General features: G+C 69.5%; 21 protein-coding genes. 9 read left to right on the top strand and 12 right to left on the bottom strand.

Annotated features, from left to right (window positions below):
- The first annotated feature begins 4 nt into the window (after window positions 1–4).
- A complete protein-coding gene (locus ACH4E7_RS39685; protein WP_396254069.1) occupies window positions 5–1,918 on the top strand; it encodes a TniQ family protein in 1,914 nt (637 codons plus the stop codon).
- 17 nt (window positions 1,919–1,935) lie between these two features.
- Here ACH4E7_RS39685 and ACH4E7_RS39690 read toward each other — a convergent pair whose 3' ends face one another.
- From ACH4E7_RS39690 to ACH4E7_RS39700, 3 genes are all read right to left on the bottom strand, one after another.
- On the bottom strand, window positions 1,936–2,094 hold the full coding sequence (locus ACH4E7_RS39690; RefSeq protein ID WP_396254070.1) for a hypothetical protein: 159 nt from the start codon (window positions 2,092–2,094) through the stop codon (window positions 1,936–1,938).
- A gap of 56 nt (window positions 2,095–2,150) precedes the next feature.
- Window positions 2,151–2,693 carry a hypothetical protein gene (locus tag ACH4E7_RS39695; RefSeq protein WP_396254071.1) on the bottom strand — a complete coding sequence of 181 codons (543 nt, stop codon included), beginning with the start codon at window positions 2,691–2,693 and terminating at the stop codon, window positions 2,151–2,153.
- A gap of 176 nt (window positions 2,694–2,869) precedes the next feature.
- Window positions 2,870–3,268, bottom strand: a complete 399-nt coding sequence (locus ACH4E7_RS39700; RefSeq protein WP_396254090.1) for a transposase — start codon at window positions 3,266–3,268, stop codon at window positions 2,870–2,872.
- A 20-nt stretch (window positions 3,269–3,288) separates the two neighbouring features.
- Here ACH4E7_RS39700 and ACH4E7_RS39705 point away from each other — a divergent pair, with 20 nt between their 5' ends.
- Both ACH4E7_RS39705 and ACH4E7_RS39710 read left to right on the top strand, forming a co-directional pair.
- Window positions 3,289–3,948, top strand: coding sequence for a hypothetical protein (locus ACH4E7_RS39705; protein WP_396254072.1), 660 nt, complete (start codon window positions 3,289–3,291; stop codon window positions 3,946–3,948).
- The gene (locus tag ACH4E7_RS39710; protein WP_396254073.1) at window positions 3,905–5,458 is read left to right on the top strand and encodes a Tn3 family transposase; all 1,554 of its coding nucleotides are present in this window, start codon (window positions 3,905–3,907) and stop codon (window positions 5,456–5,458) included. Before ACH4E7_RS39705 ends, ACH4E7_RS39710 begins: the two co-directional genes overlap by 44 nt.
- On the opposite strand, the gene ACH4E7_RS39715 is transcribed toward ACH4E7_RS39710, so the two are convergent.
- Window positions 5,455–7,050: a CocE/NonD family hydrolase gene (locus tag ACH4E7_RS39715; protein WP_396254091.1), complete on the bottom strand. Its 1,596-nt coding sequence runs from the start codon at window positions 7,048–7,050 to the stop codon at window positions 5,455–5,457. The genes ACH4E7_RS39710 and ACH4E7_RS39715 overlap by 4 nt on opposite strands.
- Before the next feature lie 164 nt (window positions 7,051–7,214).
- On the opposite strand from ACH4E7_RS39715, the gene ACH4E7_RS39720 reads away from it, so the two are divergent.
- From ACH4E7_RS39720 to ACH4E7_RS39730, 3 genes are all read left to right on the top strand, one after another.
- Window positions 7,215–7,961, top strand: a complete 747-nt coding sequence (locus ACH4E7_RS39720; protein WP_396254074.1) for a TetR/AcrR family transcriptional regulator — start codon at window positions 7,215–7,217, stop codon at window positions 7,959–7,961.
- Window positions 7,962–8,115: 154 nt separating this feature from the next.
- Window positions 8,116–8,778 (top strand): recombinase family protein, encoded by a 663-nt coding sequence (locus ACH4E7_RS39725; RefSeq protein WP_396254075.1) that lies wholly within the window; start codon window positions 8,116–8,118, stop codon window positions 8,776–8,778.
- 299 nt (window positions 8,779–9,077) lie between these two features.
- Complete coding sequence (locus tag ACH4E7_RS39730) at window positions 9,078–9,398, top strand: restriction endonuclease (protein WP_396254076.1); 321 nt, start codon at window positions 9,078–9,080, stop codon at window positions 9,396–9,398.
- A 242-nt stretch (window positions 9,399–9,640) separates the two neighbouring features.
- Here the strand turns inward: ACH4E7_RS39730 and ACH4E7_RS39735 are convergent, their stop codons facing one another.
- From ACH4E7_RS39735 to ACH4E7_RS39745, 3 genes are all read right to left on the bottom strand, one after another.
- A complete protein-coding gene (locus ACH4E7_RS39735; protein WP_396254077.1) occupies window positions 9,641–11,020 on the bottom strand; it encodes a hypothetical protein in 1,380 nt (459 codons plus the stop codon).
- A 432-nt stretch (window positions 11,021–11,452) separates the two neighbouring features.
- A complete protein-coding gene (locus ACH4E7_RS39740) occupies window positions 11,453–11,917 on the bottom strand; it encodes a hypothetical protein (protein ID WP_396254078.1) in 465 nt (154 codons plus the stop codon).
- Window positions 11,914–12,939: an ATP-dependent DNA ligase gene (locus tag ACH4E7_RS39745; RefSeq protein ID WP_396254079.1), complete on the bottom strand. Its 1,026-nt coding sequence runs from the start codon at window positions 12,937–12,939 to the stop codon at window positions 11,914–11,916. Before ACH4E7_RS39745 ends, ACH4E7_RS39740 begins: the two co-directional genes overlap by 4 nt.
- Before the next feature lie 204 nt (window positions 12,940–13,143).
- On the opposite strand from ACH4E7_RS39745, the gene ACH4E7_RS39750 reads away from it, so the two are divergent.
- The 3 genes from ACH4E7_RS39750 to ACH4E7_RS39760 all read left to right on the top strand — a co-directional run bounded on the left by ACH4E7_RS39750 (window position 13,144) and on the right by ACH4E7_RS39760 (window position 15,039).
- Window positions 13,144–14,031 carry a hypothetical protein gene (locus ACH4E7_RS39750; protein WP_396254080.1) on the top strand — a complete coding sequence of 296 codons (888 nt, stop codon included), beginning with the start codon at window positions 13,144–13,146 and terminating at the stop codon, window positions 14,029–14,031.
- Between the two features lie 166 nt (window positions 14,032–14,197).
- On the top strand, window positions 14,198–14,365 hold the full coding sequence (locus ACH4E7_RS39755) for a hypothetical protein (protein WP_396254081.1): 168 nt from the start codon (window positions 14,198–14,200) through the stop codon (window positions 14,363–14,365).
- 95 nt (window positions 14,366–14,460) lie between these two features.
- Window positions 14,461–15,039 (top strand): hypothetical protein, encoded by a 579-nt coding sequence (locus tag ACH4E7_RS39760; protein ID WP_396254082.1) that lies wholly within the window; start codon window positions 14,461–14,463, stop codon window positions 15,037–15,039.
- Here the strand turns inward: ACH4E7_RS39760 and ACH4E7_RS39765 are convergent, their stop codons facing one another.
- The 5 genes from ACH4E7_RS39765 to ACH4E7_RS39785 form a co-directional block, all read right to left on the bottom strand.
- Window positions 15,040–16,059 carry a DUF2599 domain-containing protein gene (locus tag ACH4E7_RS39765; protein ID WP_396254083.1) on the bottom strand — a complete coding sequence of 340 codons (1,020 nt, stop codon included), beginning with the start codon at window positions 16,057–16,059 and terminating at the stop codon, window positions 15,040–15,042.
- 147 nt (window positions 16,060–16,206) lie between these two features.
- Window positions 16,207–16,997, bottom strand: a protein-coding gene (locus tag ACH4E7_RS39770) for an IS5 family transposase (protein ID WP_396254092.1) whose coding sequence is annotated in 2 segments (ribosomal slippage) — window positions 16,207–16,680 and window positions 16,683–16,997 — 789 coding nt in all. Because the reading frame shifts where the segments join, the coding sequence is not laid out codon by codon here.
- 235 nt (window positions 16,998–17,232) lie between these two features.
- Window positions 17,233–17,544, bottom strand: coding sequence for a hypothetical protein (locus tag ACH4E7_RS39775; protein ID WP_396254084.1), 312 nt, complete (start codon window positions 17,542–17,544; stop codon window positions 17,233–17,235).
- Window positions 17,541–18,242, bottom strand: a complete 702-nt coding sequence (locus tag ACH4E7_RS39780) for a DUF1524 domain-containing protein (protein ID WP_396254085.1) — start codon at window positions 18,240–18,242, stop codon at window positions 17,541–17,543. The genes ACH4E7_RS39775 and ACH4E7_RS39780 overlap by 4 nt, the downstream gene beginning before the upstream one ends.
- A gap of 185 nt (window positions 18,243–18,427) precedes the next feature.
- The coding region (locus ACH4E7_RS39785) for an integrase core domain-containing protein (RefSeq protein ID WP_396254086.1) at window positions 18,428–18,959 on the bottom strand (532 nt) is incomplete at its 5' end.

The following is an 18,959-nucleotide window of genomic DNA, read 5'->3' on the forward strand; positions in this document are numbered from 1 at the left end:
GTCCGTGGTGCGGACTCTGCCGATCCGGCTGGCTCCACTGCCCGGTGAAGCGCTCGATTCCTGGCTGGCGGCGCTGGCCCACCGCAGCGCGGTCGATCTGCGCGGCATCCTCACCGCCGCCGGCCCGTCCCTCTCCAGCGGCAGCGGCCTTGCCCCGGACTACACCACCTGCCCCACGGACGAGGAAGCCGAGCGACTGTCCTGGGCCACCGGCGTTCCCACCCGCCGACTCCACGCGATGACTCTGCGTCAATACGACGGCCGCGCTCTCGCGCTGATGACTCAGCGTCGGCTCGTGCAACGCTTCACGCTCTGGGGGCGAAGCATCGGGTCGCGATACTGCCCGCAGTGCCTGGCCGAGCAAGGCGGGCGCTGGCCTCTCCGCTGGCGCCTCACCTGGTCGATGGCCTGCACCCGCCACCGAGTCCTCCTCGCACACACCTGCGTGGCCTGCGGAGCCCGGCCACACAGCCGCAGCCCGCTCGCCTCCCGCATCCATCCCCAGAGGTGCTCGGCCCGAAAGCTGAACGACGACTCTGACCCGGGAGCGTCAGGAGTCTTCTGCGGAGCCGACCTCGCCGAGGCCCCTGCTCTCGCCCTCACCCCCGACAACCCCGTTCTCGCGGCCCAGGCATGGATCGACGACCTGCTGACCCAGGCCGAAAGCGAAGCTGGCAGCGACCGCCTGCGCAGCATCTTCGGCGACCTGGCCGTGGTCGCCTCGCGCCTGCTCCTGCGGGCCGAGCCGGGTGACTTCCAGCTCTACGGGCAGAAGATCGACCAAGCCCGCGTGGCCTACGGCAATGACTGGCGCTACGCGCCCGTCGACGCAGCCGTCCTGGCCGGACCTCTCACCCGCGCCGTCGAGATCGTTCGCGACTTCTCCAGCGACGCCAGCCTCACAGCCGCCCGCATGCTTGCCGACCGCGACGCCGCAGCGACCAACAAGCCCACCATCGACCGCGTCCGCGGACGCACACGGATCGGCTCAAGCAGCCTGGAGGGGCTGTTCTGGCGAGGAGTCGACCACCGACTCGACACAAGAGTGCGGCTTCGCTATCGCACCTGCACCACCCAGCCCCGCATCCCGATCCCCGCCGATCCCGCGATCGAGACGCGGGCACGCTCCCTCCCTCAACTGCTCTGGCGGGACTGGACCCTGGCCATCTTCCCACCCTCACCCACCGCTTCCGGAAGACATCCCGAACACCGCCACTACCGCGCCGCACTCTCCAGCGCCGTGTTGCTTCCAGGCTGGTGGCTAGGCCGGAGCGCTCCACTGATCGCCATGCTCCACGGACAGCACCGAGTGCCGATCGCCCGCCTCCTGGCCAAGCTCCCTGACACCGACGCGCTCACAGCAATATGCCTGCTCGCCGACTACCTCGACCGGACGCCGGCCCCGATCGACTACCGGCGACGCCGAACCCTGACCGGAGCCGGCCTCCTCCCGGAAGACGCCTGGTCCGACATCCGCCACCGAAGCGGCACGCCCCCCGACGAACGCTACCGGCTGCCACAAGTTCGCCGATTCCTGCTGCAACGCATCACCGGCTCCGATCCGTACGCCGTTCCCGGGCCCCTGCGGCTACCTAACGGAGCACGTGAACCGATGCTCATCCTGACCACGGCCCTGCTGACCGCACTCGACGACCACGCTACGAACTACCTCGCGGCCCGCGGCATCAACGAGCCCGTCACCTGGTCACCACCGCTGGCTCTGGTCAGCCACCTCGACCTCCCAGGCCGAAGGACGAGCGACCTGGACACCGTCCTCGCCGCCGACCTGGTGCGGAGCCGGCAGATGTCCCCGGCCGCAGCCGCACGAGAGCTCGGCACCACCGTGGAACACCTCAGGTTCGCCTTCGAGACTTGCCCCGAACTATGCACCTCGCCGCTACTGAACTTGAATTCGTGATGTCGGTTTGCGGGTGGTCAGCCGTCCAAGATCAGGCCGGTGGCGGCGAGGCATCCGTCGACCAGGCAGGTCGGTACTGGATCTGCTTCAAGCCCCTTGACGGCTCGGGCGAGCTGGTCGAGGTTGGCAGCGGCGAGGTTGCCGATGGTGCGCTTGGCCAGGGCTGCCGACAGCATCTGCCGGTTGTCAGGCGAACGGCACCGAACTCCACCCAATCAAGTTGACCCACATGTCACTCCCCACGGCGGCGCTTGTAGTACGCGTACGTCAGAGCCAGGAGAAGCGGGCCCCACAGGCTCAGCGGGAGAGCGGCCACTGCCGCGAGGGCCTTCCACCAGCCATTGGAGTACTCGACGAGAGGGATCCCGCCGACGTGGAGAAGAGCGAGCGGCAGCGGGTCCCACAGCGCGATCAGCCCCAAAGCGCCCAAGGTGGCCGGGATGATCGCTGCGAGCGGTGGAACACGTCGGCCGCCGATGATCGGGATCCAGGAAGGAACCACTTCGCCCCATCGGGCCACCAGGCCGAAGGAGAGGTAGGCGAGGCCCTCGGAGAGAAGGCTGAGCCCGAAGACGTAGAGGATCACCCACCAGTGCCACGTCTTGTGGACTGCGTAGACCTGGCCCATCTCGTAGTCGAATGCGAACGGCAGGCGCCAGAGGCATGCTGGCAGGATGACCAGGGGTATGACCTGGGCGGTGCGGATGGCCCACCTGGGGACCGGCCGCGCGGTGTCACCGACCGCCGGGGAATGATGAAACATCTTGAATCGCATGCTCCGATCTTCCTTGCCCAGCCTGCGCTGGGGATCGGCCTGAAGCAGTGTCTGATGATCACCCATGCGAGGGGGCATCGAGTCCTTCGCCGGGAGGACGGCCGCGACTCCGGGCAGGTTTCGCTGAAAGGGATGGCCCGCTACTGAAATTGAATGTGTGTCGGGTCTGATCGTGGTCAGCCGTCCATGATCAGACCGGCCTGAGCGAGGCAGCCGTCGATCAGGTGCGGGCGGTACTGGATCTTCTTGAGACGTCGCTTGACGGTCTTGGCCAGGTGGTCGATGTTGGCGACGGCAAGGTTGCCGATGTCTCGCTTGACCAGCGACCAAATGCCTTCCTGCGGATTGAGATCCGGTGCATACGACGGAAGTTGGAAGACGGTCAGCCAGTCCTCATTAGCGGCGATGAACTCCTCCATCGGCGGCATCCAGTGGGTGGAGAGGTTGTCCCAGACCAGCACGATCGGGCCGCCGAGCTGGATGCGGGCCCGCAGAATCAGGTCCCGGTAATCCTTCCACGTAAAGCCCTTGGGTTCACCCTTGCGTCCCCGGTGGACACGGAACCCGTAGATCAGCCGGGAGCGTTACCGCCTCGGTGGACGACGCCCTGGACCTGCTCGACGTCCTGATGGGGTCTCGGCTGCTGGCGCGGGCCGAGCGGCTCGGCCGGGAGGAGAAGCTCAAGAACCTGCCGAAGCTGAAGAAGGCCGCCGGCCGGGTCGCCAAGGCGGTCGAGGTGCTGCTGGACACCGCCCCGGCCACCACCGAGGGCGAGGTGGTGTCGGTGCTTGCAGCGTGGGAGGCGATCGAGAAGGTGGTGCCGCGCGCCAAGCTCGCCGAGGCGCTGGCCACCATCGCCGAGTGCGTGCCGGACCGCGACGGCGATGAGGACGCGGAGTGGCGGGCCGCGCTCGCTTCCCGGTACGGCACGGTGCGCGGCTTCATCCGCCTGCTGGTCGATACCGTCGACTTCGGCGCCGTCCAGGCTGGGGCGCCGGTGGTGAAGGCACTCAAGCAGCTGCCGCACCTGGTCGGCCGCCGCAAGGTCGCCGCCACCGAGGTCGACCAGGCGCTGGTGACCGGCTCCTGGCGGCGCCTGGTGTTCGCCAACCCGGAGGTGGAGCCGGGCTGCGTGGAGAAGGCTGCATACTCGTTCTGTGTGCTGGAGCACCTGCACCGCGCCCTGCGGCGCCGGGACGTGTTCGCCCGGGGTGGGGACCGGTGGGGCGACGCGGGCCAAGCTGCTGACCGGTGACCGCTGGGAGTCGTCCCAGCCCACCGTGCTGAGGGCGCTCGGGCTGGAGGCGGAGCCCGCCGCGCACCTGGCCGAGTTCGCCTCGGCGTTGCACGGCGCCTACCACCAGGTCGTCGCGGGGCTGCCGACCAACAGCGCGGTGACGGTGAAGGACGGCAAGCTGCAGCTGGACCGGCTCGGCCCCGCCCCGGAGCCGAACCTGATGCCGGCCTTCCGGCAGTTGGCCAACAGCATGCTGCCGAAGGTCGACTTCCCCGAGCTGTTGTTGGAGGTCGCCGAGCTGACCGGGATGACGACGGCGTTCACCCACATCTCCGGCGCCGATCCGCACATGGACGAGTTCGAGGTCAGCGTGTGCGCGCTGCTGCTCGCGGAGGCCTGCAACGTGGGCCTGGTCCCGGTCGCCAAGCCGAACGTGCCGGCGCTGACCCGGGCGCGCCTGGTCCAGGTCGACCAGGGCTACCTGCGTGCCGGGACGATCTCCGCCGCCAACGGGATGCTGATCGACGCGCAGGCCAAGGTCGACATCGTTCGCGCCTGGGGCGGCGGGCTGGTCGCGTCCGCCGACGGCGTGCGTTTCACCGTGCCAATGCAGACCCTGCACGCCGGCTACAGCCCCCGCTACTTCGGGCTGCGCAAGAAGGGCGCCACCTGGCTGAACGTCGTCAACGACCAGGTCATGGGCCTGGGCGGCGTCGTAGTGCCCGGGACCCTGCGCGACTCGCTGTTCATCCTGGACGCGCTGCTGGGCCGCGACGGCGGGCCGAAGCCGGAGACCGTCATCACTGACACCGCGAGCTACAGCGACATCGTCTTCGGCCTGTTCGCGATCTGCGGCTACCAGTTCTCCCCACGAATCGCCGACATCTCCGACGCCCGGCTGTGGCGCACCCACGCCACGGCGGACTACGGCCCGCTGCAAGACGCCTCCCGGCACACGGTCCGCCTGGACCGCATCCGCTCCCACTGGGGCGACATGCTACGCGTCGCCGGCTCCCTGACCCTAGGCGAGGTCCGCGGGCACGACCTGATCCGCATGCTCTCCCGCGACGGGCGACCGACCGGACTGGGTGACGCCTTCGCCCACTACGGCCGGATCTTCAAGACCCTGCACCTGCTGCAGTTCATCTCCGACGACAGCTACCGCCGCATGATCGGCAAGCAGCTGAACATCACCGAGGCCCGCCACCGACTCGCGCGGCGGATTTTCTTCGGCCACCGCGGCGAACTGCGCCAGAACTACCGCGAAGGCATGGAGGACCAGCTCGGCGCGCTCGGCCTGGCGCTGAACGCCGTGGTGCTGTGGAACAGCCTCTACCTCGACCGCGCCGCCAAGCAGCTGGCCGCCGACGGCTTCCCCGTCACCGACGACCTGCTGGCCCGGCTGTCCCCGTTGCAGTTCGGCCACATCAACTTCCTCGGGCGCTACGCGTTCTTCCGCCCGCAGGAGGCCGGACGACGGCCGCTGCGCGAACCGTCGTCCGATGAGAAAGTCGGCGGCGACGCCTAGTTAGCAACCTCGTCCGCGACGCGGAGTGCCAGCACTGATGGGTGGTGGAGCGAGATCCGAACTGATGCGAGGCGAGTGGCCGTTGCCGTGGGCTCGCCCGTTCCGGTGTTGCGGGCGAAGCGCGGGTGGGCTCCACCGCTGATCTGCAGTCGGATCCGGTGTCCGGCGGGAAATCGGTAGGCGGTGGAGCTCATGGCCACGGTCAGGGTGGCCGAGGTCTCATCGTCGGCTTGGAGCCGTCGCAGGCCGTCGCAAACGTTGGTAGAGCGGTTCTGGGGATCGACGTCGCAGAGCCGGGCGAACACGTCGGCGTGGCCGGTGTCCGTACTGACCCGCAGGACCGCGCTCACTGGTCCGAGGATGGTGACCGGCTCGGAGAGCGGCGCCGTGGTGAAGGTCAGTACGTCCTTCCGCGCCTCCAACGGGCGGTTGTCTGCCTGTGCGGCCTTCCCGCCGGCCAGGGCACCGCCGAGGGAGGGGGTCGGGTCGGCCGGGTCGTAGAGGAAGGACAGCGGCTCGGTTGTGTCCGCGGGCGCTCGGTCGGTGAGGGCACCATCGGTGTCGATGTACCAGCGTCGGCTCCGGAGGACCGGCGGCCAGTCGGGCAGATCTTGCCAGGTTCCTCGGCCTCCGACGTGGACGCGAACCCTGGTCGGCCGCAGGGCGGACGGGTCGTCGCACAGGTGGGCCCGCAGCCAGGCGAGGCTCTCGGTGAAGACCTCGGGCCAGCCCTGCTGGAGCGCCGACTGATGCGACCAGGGGCCGACGAGCAGGGACGTCTCGCAGCCCGCCCGCCGCAGTCGGTCGTACTGCTGCAAGGTCTGGTCGAGATTTACGTCGTGCCAGCCGCCTATCAGGGCGGTCGGCACCCTCAGGCCGTCGGCGGCGGACCCCACGTCCGCGCCGTCCCAGTGGACATCCCCGGGATCGGGGTGCGCCATGGCCTCGTCGAGGAACGGCACCGGGCCGCCCAGGGCGGGCCGGTATGCCTCGGCGAGGGGGAGGCCGACGGCAGCCCTTCGCAGATGGCGCTGCAGTCGGAGGCTCGCCCGAAGGAAGCGCAGTACGCCCCGGTGCTGTGTGGTGAGGCCCATGGCGACGACGAGCGCGTTCTCCAGAGAGAACGCGCCTCCAGGGTGGAAGAAGCCGTGCGGATCGTGCATGCCGATCTGGATCACCATCGCACGCAGTTCCGGAGGCGGATCCATGGCGAGCGCCCACTGGACGTAACCGAGATAGCTGGGGCCGATGGTCCCCAGGGCACCCGAGAACCACGGCTGCTGGCGCAGCCAGGCGACGGTGGCCTGGCCGTCGGCGGCCTCGTTGCGCCAGAGGTGGAAGTCGCCGCCGGAGCCGCCGGTGCCGCGGCAGCTCTGGAGGACGACGTGGAAGCCCTGCTCGGCGAGGAGCACGCCGTACATCGGCGCCCAGGGGAATCCCCGGCCGTACGGCGAGCGCACCAGCAGTGTGGGGAAGTCCCCTTCGTCCAGTGGGAAGTAGTGGTCGGTCAGCAGCGGACTGCCGTCGGCTGCGGGTACGACGAGGCCGGGTTCGTAGGCGATGTCATGCAGTTTGGGAGGCAACCCCCGCATGGACCGTCGCATGGCCCTGGTGCTCAGGGGTGGCTTCATCGCGGGTGGGCGGCGCGTGGGCATCGTTGCGGTGCCTCGTTTCTGGGATGGGGCGGCAAGTTCCCGTACAATGTACGAGAATAGCTCATGCTTGGATTGCCCGTCAGGACGAGGGAGGTGCCACCATGGCCCGCGCAGAATCGGCAGCATCATCAGGCAGCGGTGCCCAGGTGGATCCGGAGGCGCTCTGGTTGGCGGCCGAACGCCCGCGACGGGGCAGGCCGCCCGCTCACAGCCGCGCCGAGATCACCGCGGCCGCCGTTGCCATCGCCGACGCCGAAGGGCTCGCCGCCGTCACGATGCGCGCGATCGCGGCCCGGCTCGGCACCGGGACCATGTCCCTGTACAGCTACGTCCCCAACAAGGAGACGCTGCTGGAGCTGATGATCGACGAAGTGAGCGGTGACCACCGGTTGCCGGCCGAACCCTCCGGCGACTGGCACTCAGACCTGCGGCGCATCGCCCATGAGCAACGCGCCATCATGCGGCGTCACCCGTGGCTTCCCGCCGCACTCCCGGCCCGGCAGACCCTCGGCCCGAACACCCTCGCCGTCCTGGACCACGCACTCGCCGTACTGGCCCCCACCGGCTTGGACGCCCAGGCACGACTGGAGACCTTCAGCCTCCTCACCGGGTTCGTGGCCAGCCACATGTCGTACGAACTTGCCCAGGAGCGCGCGATCGAAGGCGCAGGGCGGGCCCCGGGCGAAATCCTCGACTCCCAGGCTCGCTACCTCCGCTCCGCCGTCGCCAACGGCAACTATGCCCATCTGGCCCAGGCCCTGACCGCACCAGGTGGCAACCAGAACCCCCAAGCGGTTTTCGATCGCCTCCTCGACCGCGTGATCAACGGGATCGCACCGGGATCCTGACGAGTTGATCAGCGCGCCGATCGTTCAACAAACCATCGTTTATTGAAGATCGCCCGGCGGACCGTCAGAACACTGCCAGGGCCTTCAAAAACCCCTTCAACAACCCGGGTTGTTCAACAACCCCGGACCACCCTTTTCTGAGAGGATCCGGGACGTGAACGACACTGCGCCCGACGCCTTCGACCTCCTGGTCGCCGAACCCGCCCACCGGACCGAGATCAAGATCGGGTACGCGCGGGTGTCCACCGGCGCGCAGAACCTGGAACGCCAGATCGACGCCCTCACCACCGCCGGGTGCCGGCGCATCTTCGCCGACAAGAAGTCCGGGAAGAGCGCCCTGCGACCCGAGCTCCAGGCGTGCCACGCCTTCCTCGCCGTCGGCGACACCCTGGTCGTCCCCAGCCTCGACCGCTACGGCCGCTCCCTGCAGGACCTGATCACCATGGTCGGCGACCTGCGCAAGCGCGAGATCGGCTTCACCTCGCTCCACGAGAACCTCGACACCACCACCCCCGGCGGCCGGCTCGTCTTCCACGTCTTCGCCGCTCTCGCGGAGTTCATCCGCGAGCTCATCGTCATCGGCACCAACGAGGGCCTGGCCGCCGCCCGCGCCCGCGGCCGGGTAGGCGGGCGCCCCACCGTCGCCACCCCCGAAATCATCCGATCCGCCCGCGACATGCTCCCCAACCCCGAGAACTCGATCACCTCGATCGCCAAGCTCCTCGGCGTTAGCCCCGGCACCCTCTACAACCACATCCCCGACCTGCAGGAGCTCCGCTCCTCCGGCCACGTCCCACACCAGCTCACCAGCGGCTGACCGCTACCGCCAAAATCCGGTCCGATCCTCCCCAAGGGCCCTCTCAGCGTCGGTCAAGCCGCCGCCCTGCGCGTATCTCACGCCCCAGGCCTACCGGACCTGCCCGACCCTCGTCAGGCAAACGGGACCGACATCACCCAATCAAGTTCAGTAGCGACGTCATCAATGACCTGACTGGCGAGGATTGGACACGGTCCCGCGGAAAGCAACCAGAGGACATGAGCGCGGAACTCCGAAGGCCCGCAGGTCACAGCGATGCTGTTGGACACTGAGGCGCGGAACCTACAGACGGCTTCACCGTGCTGCGGGAGCGGGGCGGCTCCGGGGACCTCGGCGCGGACGTCATCGCTGTCTCCCCCGACGGACGGCGCTACGTCTTCCAGTGCAAGCACGGCAGTCGGCGGCTGGCGAAGGTCGACTCCCCAGACATCCAGCGCCTCAACGGCACGGCCAGACCCGTGCACCGCGCGGACGTGGTCGTGGTGGTCACGAACGGTACGGTGACCGCGCCCGCGCGCGCCTTCGCCCGGTCACAGCAGATTCACTGCCTCGACCGGGACCGCCTGGAGCGGTGGGCCACCTGGGGCCAGCCGTTGCCGGAACTCCTTCCCGACCTCTGACGGTCCGTTGCGAGGACCAGCACCGTCACGACCCGGATGCGCTCATCCCCTCGTCGCGTCGGCTGCCTTTGCGCGGTCGGCGCGCTGCGGCCGCCCGTGTGATCTTGGCGACCCGAGTGGCTCGGACCCGTTGGGCCGGATGGCTTCCGATTCGCGGGAGCCGGCCCGTAGGGGGGCATGCGTCGCTCCGCACGCAGGCCGCTGCCCGGGACGTCAAAGGCGGCCCGGACCCGTGGCGGGGGTCACAGCCACACCTGTTCCTCGTCCCGGTAGTGCGGCCATGGCTGTCCGGTCTGCGTGTTGTCCAGGAGGTGGGAGATGCCCGCCGCCCAGGTGCCCGGCTGGACAAGCTCGATCAGGTAGCGGTCGAGCTCGGAGCGGCGCAGTTGCAGGGTCCGCTTGGAAGTCAGGCGGAAGCCGCCACGGAGGATCGCTGAGCTTGGGAGCTGTTGGCGGCCGATCTCCATCACGACTTCGCCGGCCTGCAGGCCGCCGCGGCGGGGCGGGCGTACCCATTGGGCGTCAAAGCCAGCGGCCTGCAGGAGCCGGGTGAGGACCGGGCCGGAGGTTTCGACGGTGAAGACCATGTAGTCACCGATGATCCGGGCACACACGGCCGGGTGGAGCGGGTAGGAGGCCCACGGCACCCGCAGGGGATCACGGGCGGTGAAGTCCAGACTGGTGGCGGACACGTTCTGCCGATCACGATCCACAGCGATCCCCGATTGGACGAGCGCGGTGTGCATCGCCCCGCCAAGATTCTCCGTGAACCGCTCGCCCGTCATGCCCAGCCGCGAGCAGGCGGCTTGGTCGGCTATGAGCAGCGCGCGGCTTCCGGGGACCGTGGTGGCCGCGATTCCCTCCGCGAGGGCGCGGTCGGTGGTGGCGCGTAGCAGGTCGAGGTGTGTGCGTAGGGGTCGGTCGAGGTCGTGCAGCGTCTCGCTGGGTCTGCCGCCCGGCATGGGTCCGCCGTTCAGAACGGCTTGGCGGGCTGCGTTAATCCGCTCCAGTTGCGCCGGCTTCATCTTCGCAGGGTTGGTCTTGATCTCTAGGGTGCGCGGCGCGGTGGTGTCGTCCCAGATGGTGACGTCGCCGATGCGCAGGCAGTTCGTCAGATCGTGGAGGAGGGCGAAGGCTCCGTCTTCCTTCCAGGCCTGGTGGACCTGGTCGAGTTCGGCCTGGAGGCCCTTCTTGCCGTACATCGGGCCCGGCGGGTCGTTGCGGGAGAGGGCGATGACGAACGGCCGGTGGAAGCCGAACGCCCGCCAAGCCAGCGCGTCGCCGACGGTGCGCAGCTGGCGGGCCAGGCGCTCACAGAGGTCACGCTCGAAGGCCCAGGTGGCGGGGTCGGCGGGGTCGCGGCCGGACTGCGGTTCCGGGGCATCGGCGTGGGGGCCTTTGCCTTTGCGGGCGCGGTCGGCGGCGCGTTTGAAGCCGACGCGGTCCTGCTCGATGTCCAGCAGCCGGGTGAGGAGGTCCTGCTGGAATTCGTAGCCCTCCGCGGGGGTGTGGACGTCGCGCAGTTGCTCGATCAGGCTCGTCAGGACCGGTTGCATGGCCAGGTGACGGGGGTGCGCGAGCATCTCGTCGGGCTCGTAGTGGTCGGCGTCGAACAGGGTCATCCGCACAGTGTGGTGGGTGGGGGCCGGTGCCGTCCGGGCTTTTCAGTCGGGCTCCGCTGGCGGGTGCGGTGTTGCTCCGGCCGGCGGCGGTACGTCGCGCGCGGCCTGGGGACGGCGCACAGTTGGAGGCGGCTGGCCGTGAACCCCCGAGCGCGGCCAGCCCCTGACGGCGACGATCGTGCAGGCGGTCTGCTGGGGCAGCGGGCCGGTTTCTCCGAGGAGTGCCCGCCCCGCGTACGGCATCGCCCACGGCGGCAGTCCCTACCCTTCGCTCCGGCCCGGTCCTGGCCCAGTGGGCCAGCATGCCAGCAGACGCCGTAGGACGAGGATGATCGCGTCAAGACCGCTTGACGGGCCGGACCCGGCGGCTCGGTGGCGGCGCCGTCGACCGGCTCCGGGCAGGCCGGATGCGTCGACCTCAAGGACCGTCAGCTACCCGGCAGCACCGGGAGGCTTGGGGATTGCCTGGCGGATGAGCGCCACGGTCCCGGCCGGACTCAGCCGCCGACCGTCGTACCCGATGATCGAGCAGTACACGATGAGCCAGTGCATGATCGCGGCCCGGTGCAGCTCAGGGGCGGCCGTCGCCCACACCTCGCCGGCGGCGTCCCTGCCTGCTGTCTGGTAGGCGGCCTTCGTCAGCAGAACCAGGGCGACGTCGGGTTGCGCCGTCTTGGCGGTGAGGCGCATCCGGTCGGCGGCCTTCTCCGGGGACAGGCCGTGACCGGGGTGGGCTGCGAGGGAGGCGAGCAGCAGGCAGGCACCCTCCCACATCGCCTCGGCGCCTCGCCGCTCCAGCTCGGTGACCAGCCAGCGGCCGGCCGCCGGGTGACCGGTGTCGACCGTGTCCTCGGCGGCCATCTCCAGAAGGTCATGCAGTGGGTGGGCGCTGCTCATCCTCGGACGGTACCCGGCCCTGCGCGCCCCGGCGCCACCGGAGCGGTCCGTGCGGTTCTCGCAGGCGCAGCCGACCGCATGGGCAGAACGTCCGCAGGGGTCATGTCGTAGCGGATCCGGCCGGCGCGCACGTGGTGGCGGAACCTGCCGAACTCGGGAGTCGCCTGGTCTGCCCGGACCTCCAGGACGACCTCGGGCAGCACCGGTAGGTAGCGGCCGCGGCGACCGGCTCCGGGCAGGCCGACGACGGTTTCCGGCAGGTCGCGCACGTCCCCTTCCGGGTGGAGCAGCGGGGCGATCTCGGTGCGCAGCGCGGGGCCGATGGGCAGGGTGACGGCCACGGGGCGGAGCCGTCCGGCGTGGTTCGGCTGGGCGAGGACGAGGGCCTGGTGGGCCGGGTCGGTGGCCGTCACGCCGACGACGACGAGGTCCAGGGGGTGGCGTTCGCGCCACTTGAGCCAGCCGGAGGCGGTCTTGCCCGGCTGGTAGGCGGCATCGGTCCTTTTCAGGACCAGGCCTTCGACGCCTGGGGTGGGGAGCCAGGCCAGGGCGCTGGGGAGGTCCTGGGCGGCGGGGACGGTCGTGAGGGTGGCCGGGGCGTTGCGCAGCAGTTGTTCGAGTTCGGCGCGGCGTTCGTGGTAGGGGCGGGGTCGCAGGTCGGTGGTCCCGAGGGCGAGCAGGTCGAAGGCCGCAAAGACGATCTTGAAGTTTTCGCCCGCCCTGGGCCCCCGGGGCGAGCGGCGCTGGATCGCCGTGAAGTCGATGGCGCCCGTGGCGTCGAGCGCGAGGAGTTCGCCGTCGAGGATCGCGGGCCCCAGCTGGCGGGAGGCCTCGGCGACATCGGCGAACCGCGCGGTCAGGTTCGTACCACGGCGCCCGAAGGCCTGGCTGCGTTCGGTGTCCAGCGCCAGGCGCCACCCGTCGACCTTGGCCTCCAGGGCGAGGTCCGCCACGTCGGCGGGCAGGGCCTCGATCGGGCGGGCTTCGGCGAGCGGCAGCGGCAGATGCACCGGAAGAGCCACACTCCCAGTACTACACCGGCGCAGCGCCGGGCGGCGGGGCCGCGTGCCGCCCTCATGCCCGGCGATCGGTCTGCCGATGCTGTCCCCGGTGAAGCCAGCGCGGCAGCGGCGGGTCCAGCGGTGCAGGCCGCTTAGCGGCCACGGCCGGCGGGCCCACCTCCTGCGCGCCGCAGGTACGACGTACGACCACGGGGAGACACGACGATGGCACTGACGACCCGCATCGACGCCGAGCTGCTGCAGACGTATCCCGGGCTCAGGCACCTCACCCGCATCGAGCGGGCCCAGTACCTCCAGGAGCGGGCGACGGATTGGTGGAGCCGGGCCCTGACCGACGCGGTGGACCGGAAGTGGAACGCCGTCGGGCAGGCACGCACCCGGGCCGGCCGGGGCCCCGCCGTGACCGGCCGTGACCTTCGCATCGCCGATGAGCAGCGCCTCCGCCGGTGCCTCAAGCGACGCTACGGCTGGAACACCTTCCCCGAGGAGCCGCCTTGCTCCCTCTACGAGCAGTCCGCAGAGCTGGCGGGCGACTTGCGCGAGCTCGCCCGCATCCTCGTGACCCGCTGGCAGCTCGACGGCCGCGAGATGGGACAGCCCGAGCGTGACCACCTGGTCGCCGAGGCCCTCGACGCCCTGGGCTGGCCCCACCGGCGTAGCGCGCTCGACGTCGCGTCCGCGTTCCTGGACGACTACCCCTGGATGTGGCGGGGACCGTTCACTGCGGCGATGGCACGTCATGACGACGCACTCGACGACGAGTCGTGCCCCCGTTGCGAGAAGCACCGCGATGGGCAGGCCCCCCACCGCGTCTACATCGCCCACTACCGCCTCCTGAAGCTGTACAAGGTGGGCGTCACCACGCTCAGCAGCGACCGCCGGTTGAAGACCCACCGAGCGACCGGGGCGCAGATCGTGGACACCTACACCACGAACGACTACCGGGAGGCGCTGGCCGTCGAAGCAGCCGTGCTCAAGGCCGTTGAGCCGTGGCGGACCAGGAACGAACTGGTGCCCGGCGGTGGCGAGGTCTGGACCGACAACGCGGTGCTGATCCGCTTGGCCGCCTTCGTCGAACGCGGCATGAAGTGAACACCTCCGGCGGCATCCTGCCGCGGGACCGCACTCATGCCGTGGCCGCGCCCACCCCTGCGGCGGTGATCGCCACCGGGGCAGCACCCAGAAGTAATCATGCCGGTGGCAGGACAATCGTCTCCCAGCGCCGCGCTCACCGCCGCCGACCGCGAGGAGGTACACCGTGATCCCCAGCCCGCACCGACTCAAGGGTGGCACCCTTCAACTCGGCACCGAGGTACCGGGTACGCCCGGCCCGTTCGGCACCTGGACCGAGGACAGCGAGCAGGAGCCGGAGGAGCCGGAAACGGAGACGGCGGCCAGCTGCGGCGGCACCAAGATGTGGTGCTGAGAAACCGTCAGCCCCGGCCAGCCGCGAACGGAGCCGGGGTCCACCCGGAACCCCGCTGTTCCGGGATCACCGATCAACCACGAGAGGGGGACCTGTTGGGCAAGCAGACGACCAAGAAGACCAGACGGACAACGATGGTGACCGCCGATCGGCTGCGAAGCGGCTGGCACGGACCCGCCAGCATCCGCCTTCACCTGGCCCGCCCGCAAGACGCCGAGACCACCGACGCCCTGATGAGCACCTGCGGCGAGGAGATGCGCTTCACCTCGGACCTGCGCGCCGCCATCGAGGACGGCTCCGCGTCCTCCACCATGCTCGCCGGGATCGGCAGCCAGAACGCCTACCACGAGGCTGCCGCCCAGGTCCTTGGCACACTGCCCTTCGACCAGGCGGCGCCCACCGTCTGCCTCACGCTGGTCGTCACCGACGAACAAAACGAGGTCATCGGCGTCCTGTCGGCCACCGCGCCCGGCACCATCGTGAGCACGGCAGCGAACAACGGGTCCAGCCCGTCCCAGGCCGCCGCCGGCGAAGACGTAGAGCCTCCCTTCGCCTCCTCCTGGGGCACGGAAAGGCCCCCTCCAGCGGGCTGCCGGAAGGGGTGCCGTTCACCTCGCCTCACGCGTCGACCAGACCTCCCTGCACCTGTCCGCGCGTTTTCGTTCAGCCCGTGATCAAGTCCAGTTGCACTTGTGGAGCGCCACAAACAGGACGTCCGTGGCATACGTCCAGCTCACGTTCGGCCTGTCCGACTCCAGATCCCACGAATTGCCGGTGTTCCAGCTGCCGTCGGACTCCTGGTGCGCGTACGCGGCGTGGCACGCATACTGCTCACGCAGAGATTCCGCCTCGTCGGTCGTGTCCAGGCGCAGCGGATTCGGCGTGTTCGTCCACACCTCCTGCCATCCGTCGGCGGCCTTGTCGATGCCGCCCCGGAACCCGGCATCCGTCGGGAAGACCATCAGCACGAACTTGTCCGAATCCGTCGGCAGGTTCACTCGCACCCGCTTGACGAGGCTGCCCGGTGCCACCACCTCGTAGCCGGTGCACTCGCCGCCGCAGCCCTCCGTCGCGCCGCCCGGAATCCAGAACAGCGTCGCACCCGAGGCGAACTTCTGCGTCACCAGCCGGTACGTGTGGACCTGCCCGGTGTCGACCTCCGTCCACGAGCCGGTACCGTCCGTCTCGTCGGACGCCGGGTAGCCGAACGCGCTGTTCTCCCAGCCGTACTCGCCCCACGTCGCGCCGATCTTCCCCCATACCGGGTGGGCGCCGGTCGCCGCCGACCAGTACACGGTGCCGCCCTCGAACTCCTGGCGCACCCCCTTGCCGTCCGCGTTCTTCAGCTCGTCCGACTTCGGGTAGCCGAGCGCGGACCTCTCCCAGCCCATCGCCTGCCACTTGTCGCGCACCGCCCCCCATACCGGGTGGGCACCGGTCGCCGCCGACCAGTAGATCGAGCCGTCCTGGAAGCGGGTGTACCGGCCGCGCCCGTCGGGAGTGGTCATCTCGTCCGTCACCGGGCACTTCAGCGGCGAGGACACGTCACCCAGCGCGATGTACTTGTCGAGGATGGCACCGGAGACGGTCTTCCCGCAGAAGTCGCGGTCGGCTGCGGCTGCCGGGAACGACGTAAGGAAGGGGGCGGCCAGGCAGGCTGTCGCGAACAGGGCGAGTTTCCGAAGTGTTTTCACCCCGGAAAGGTACCGGGAAAAGAGGTGCGCGAGGAGAGGAAATCCGGCCGGTCTGCACCGGAATTTCCCCCTTCCTCGCGTCTTCCCGGGCAGGCGTGATGCGTGCTCATCCCGTGAGCCCGAGTTCGCGTAGAACTCATAACACGATCATGGTTGGGCCTTCTTGAGTCGTCTCCAGCAGATGAGGCTGCAGGCGAGGGAGGCGAAGGCGTCGTGGAGTTCGGTGCGGCGTTCCCAGCGGACGGCGAGGCGTTTGAAGTGGTGGAGGAATGTGAAGGTCTGCTCCACGACGTAGCGGAGCTTGCCCAGGCCCTTGATGTTCGGACGGCCCTTGTAGGAGATGACGGGCAGGATCCTGCGCTTGCGCGGTGCGTCTCGGTTGGGGTTGGAGTCGTATCCCTTGTCGCCGAGCAGGGCATCGGGCCGGCGGCGGGGCCGACCTGGACGGCCCGCGACGGCCGGGATCCCGTCGACCAGGGCGAGGGTCTGGGTGACATCGTTGACGTTCGCCGCGGTCGTGATGACCTTGAGCGGAGTGCCGCGCCCGTCGCAGATCAGGTGGTGTTTGCTGCCCGTCTTCCGCCGGTCGACCGGCGACGGGCCGGTGTCGGCGCCCCCTTTTTCGCGCGGATGTGGGAACCATCCACGCACGCACGGGACCAGTCGAGTTCACCGGCGGCGTTCAGCTCCGCGAGCAGAACCCGGTGCAGCCGGTCGAAGACGCCGGCCTTCTGCCACCGGTCCAAACGCCGCCAGCAGGTCTGGCCCGAGCCGAAACCCAGCTCCAACGGCAGGAGTTGCCAGGCTATGTCGTTGTAGAGGACGTACAGGATGCCCTGTAGACAGAGCCGGTCCGACACCGGCCGAGGCCCCGGGGACCGCTCCGGCCACGGCGGCAGTAACGGCTCGATCAGAGCCCACAACTCATCGTCCACGATCCACGGTCGAGTACCCACACCCTCACGAACGGCCGAATCATCACACCGGTCACGGCCAACCAGCAGACTTCAACAAGATCGTGTTACGAACTCGTAGGGATTGCAATTCAACACCTTCTGTGCAGGCGTGAAAAGGCGTTCGATCTCGGAGTAAACGGCGTCGGTCATCGCAGTCTCCTGTGCCACGGGATGCGCCAGATGCATCCGGAAGAGTTCGTCAGAATCGAGCTGCGCTTCAATCACTGAGTCCGTCGGCGGTGGCCGCGCCGCCGCGCCGGACGGCGTGGGCCATCGCCTGGTGGGCGGCTTGGGCGGCGACCCTGGTCGCAGCGGGCACCGGGGCGCCTTGGACGGTGTACCACTCCTCGGCGCCGTCGTACGTGACAGTGAGCAGCGCTTGTCGGCCGTCCCAGGTGGTACGCAGGGTGAGATCGCCGGTGATCACCCCGACCTCGACGGTCATCACGCCGCCTGGTCCGGCCGGGATGCCGGTGGTCACGATCGGCCCGGCGGCGGGGCCGGGGGCCGGGGTGCCGGGGGCGGTCACGATCCCGCCGGGCAGGTATCGAGCATCTGGCCGAGCGCCGACTTCTCCGGCTCGGTGACGCTGAGCTGGTAGTAGGACTTCACGTTCGACCACGCCTCGGCGTAGCGGCACCAGGCCGTTTGCAACGGCGGCTTCCACTGATCGGGCGTCTGATCCCCCTTCGCCCTGTTGGAGGCCGCGGACACCGCCAGGAGCTCGGGCCGGGTCAGATCGTTCGCGAACGCCTTGCGCTGCTCGTCCGTCCAGCTGTCCGCTCCAGCTCGCCAACTGGCAGCCAGCGGCACCAAATGGTCGATGTCGATCTTGGAAGCATCGGTGAACTGCAAGCCATCGTACGGGCTGCGCCAGGTGCCCGAGGTGGCCCGGCACTGGGCGTCCGTCACCACCGACTGCCCTTCTGTCATCAAGACGCGCTCGCGGGTATCGCATGCCGCCCCTTGGGAGATCCAGTGCGGAAAGCGGTCCCGGGAGTAGCCGGTCATCGGGCGTACCGGGGCGACCGTCAACGCGGCCAACTGCGTGCGGGCCGTGGCAGCGTCCGACGGCTGCGGCCCCGGCCACCCGACGGTGGCGAAGGAGGACGGCGGCGCAGCGTTTGACGCCAACGGGTCAACGGCCGTGGACTTCGCGCAGGCGCCGAGGAGCATGGCCGCGAGGATCGCCGCGCCGGCCGATCGGGCGGGTCGCATGGTGGGCATGGGCAGCAGCCTGCCCGTCCTGGCTGAGGTCACCGGATGCGCCACGCCGTCCGGTGACGCTCTGGCAGGCGATGGTGGGGCGTCCCGAAGGACATGGCGGTGGGCTGTCCGGGTGATCTTGGCGAACCACCGGCGGGGCGCGCCGGTTGGTCCGTGCGGCTGCCTGAAGGGTGTCAAAACTCCGATCAGGCCGCTGAGCTGGACCTTTCCGTCGGGTCGACGGGTGGGCGGGCGGGGGCGGCGTGGTACTCGTTGAGAAGTCCGGCGAGCACTCGGCGGCGCCTGACCGCTGCAGCGGGCATGGGGATGACGTTCGGTTCGTCGTCCGGGGCCCGCAGGTCGAGACTACGGTGGGCTCGTCCGGTGTTGTAGTGCTCGGAGTACTCGCCGAACACGGCTCGCAGGTGGCGTTCACCTGCGATGAGCAGTCGGTCGGTGCATTCGGCGCGCACGGTGCGTATCCATCGTTCCGCGAAGGCGTTCGAGCGCGGGCTCTGCGGCGGAGTCGGGATCACGGCCGGGCCGTTGCCGGCGAAGACGGCGTCGAAGGCGGCGGTGAACTTGGTGTCGCGGTCGCGGATGAGGAACCGGAAGTCGCCGGCTCTGTCGCCCAAGTCCATCGACAGGTTCCGGGCGAGCTGGGCCACCCACTCCCCCGTTGGGTGTGCTGTGACGCCGAGGACATGGACACGCCTGGTCTTGATCTCCATGACGAAG

This window comes from Kitasatospora sp. NPDC018058 (assembly GCF_044327205.1).
In the GTDB taxonomy this organism is placed as follows: Bacteria; Actinomycetota; Actinomycetes; order Streptomycetales; family Streptomycetaceae; genus Kitasatospora.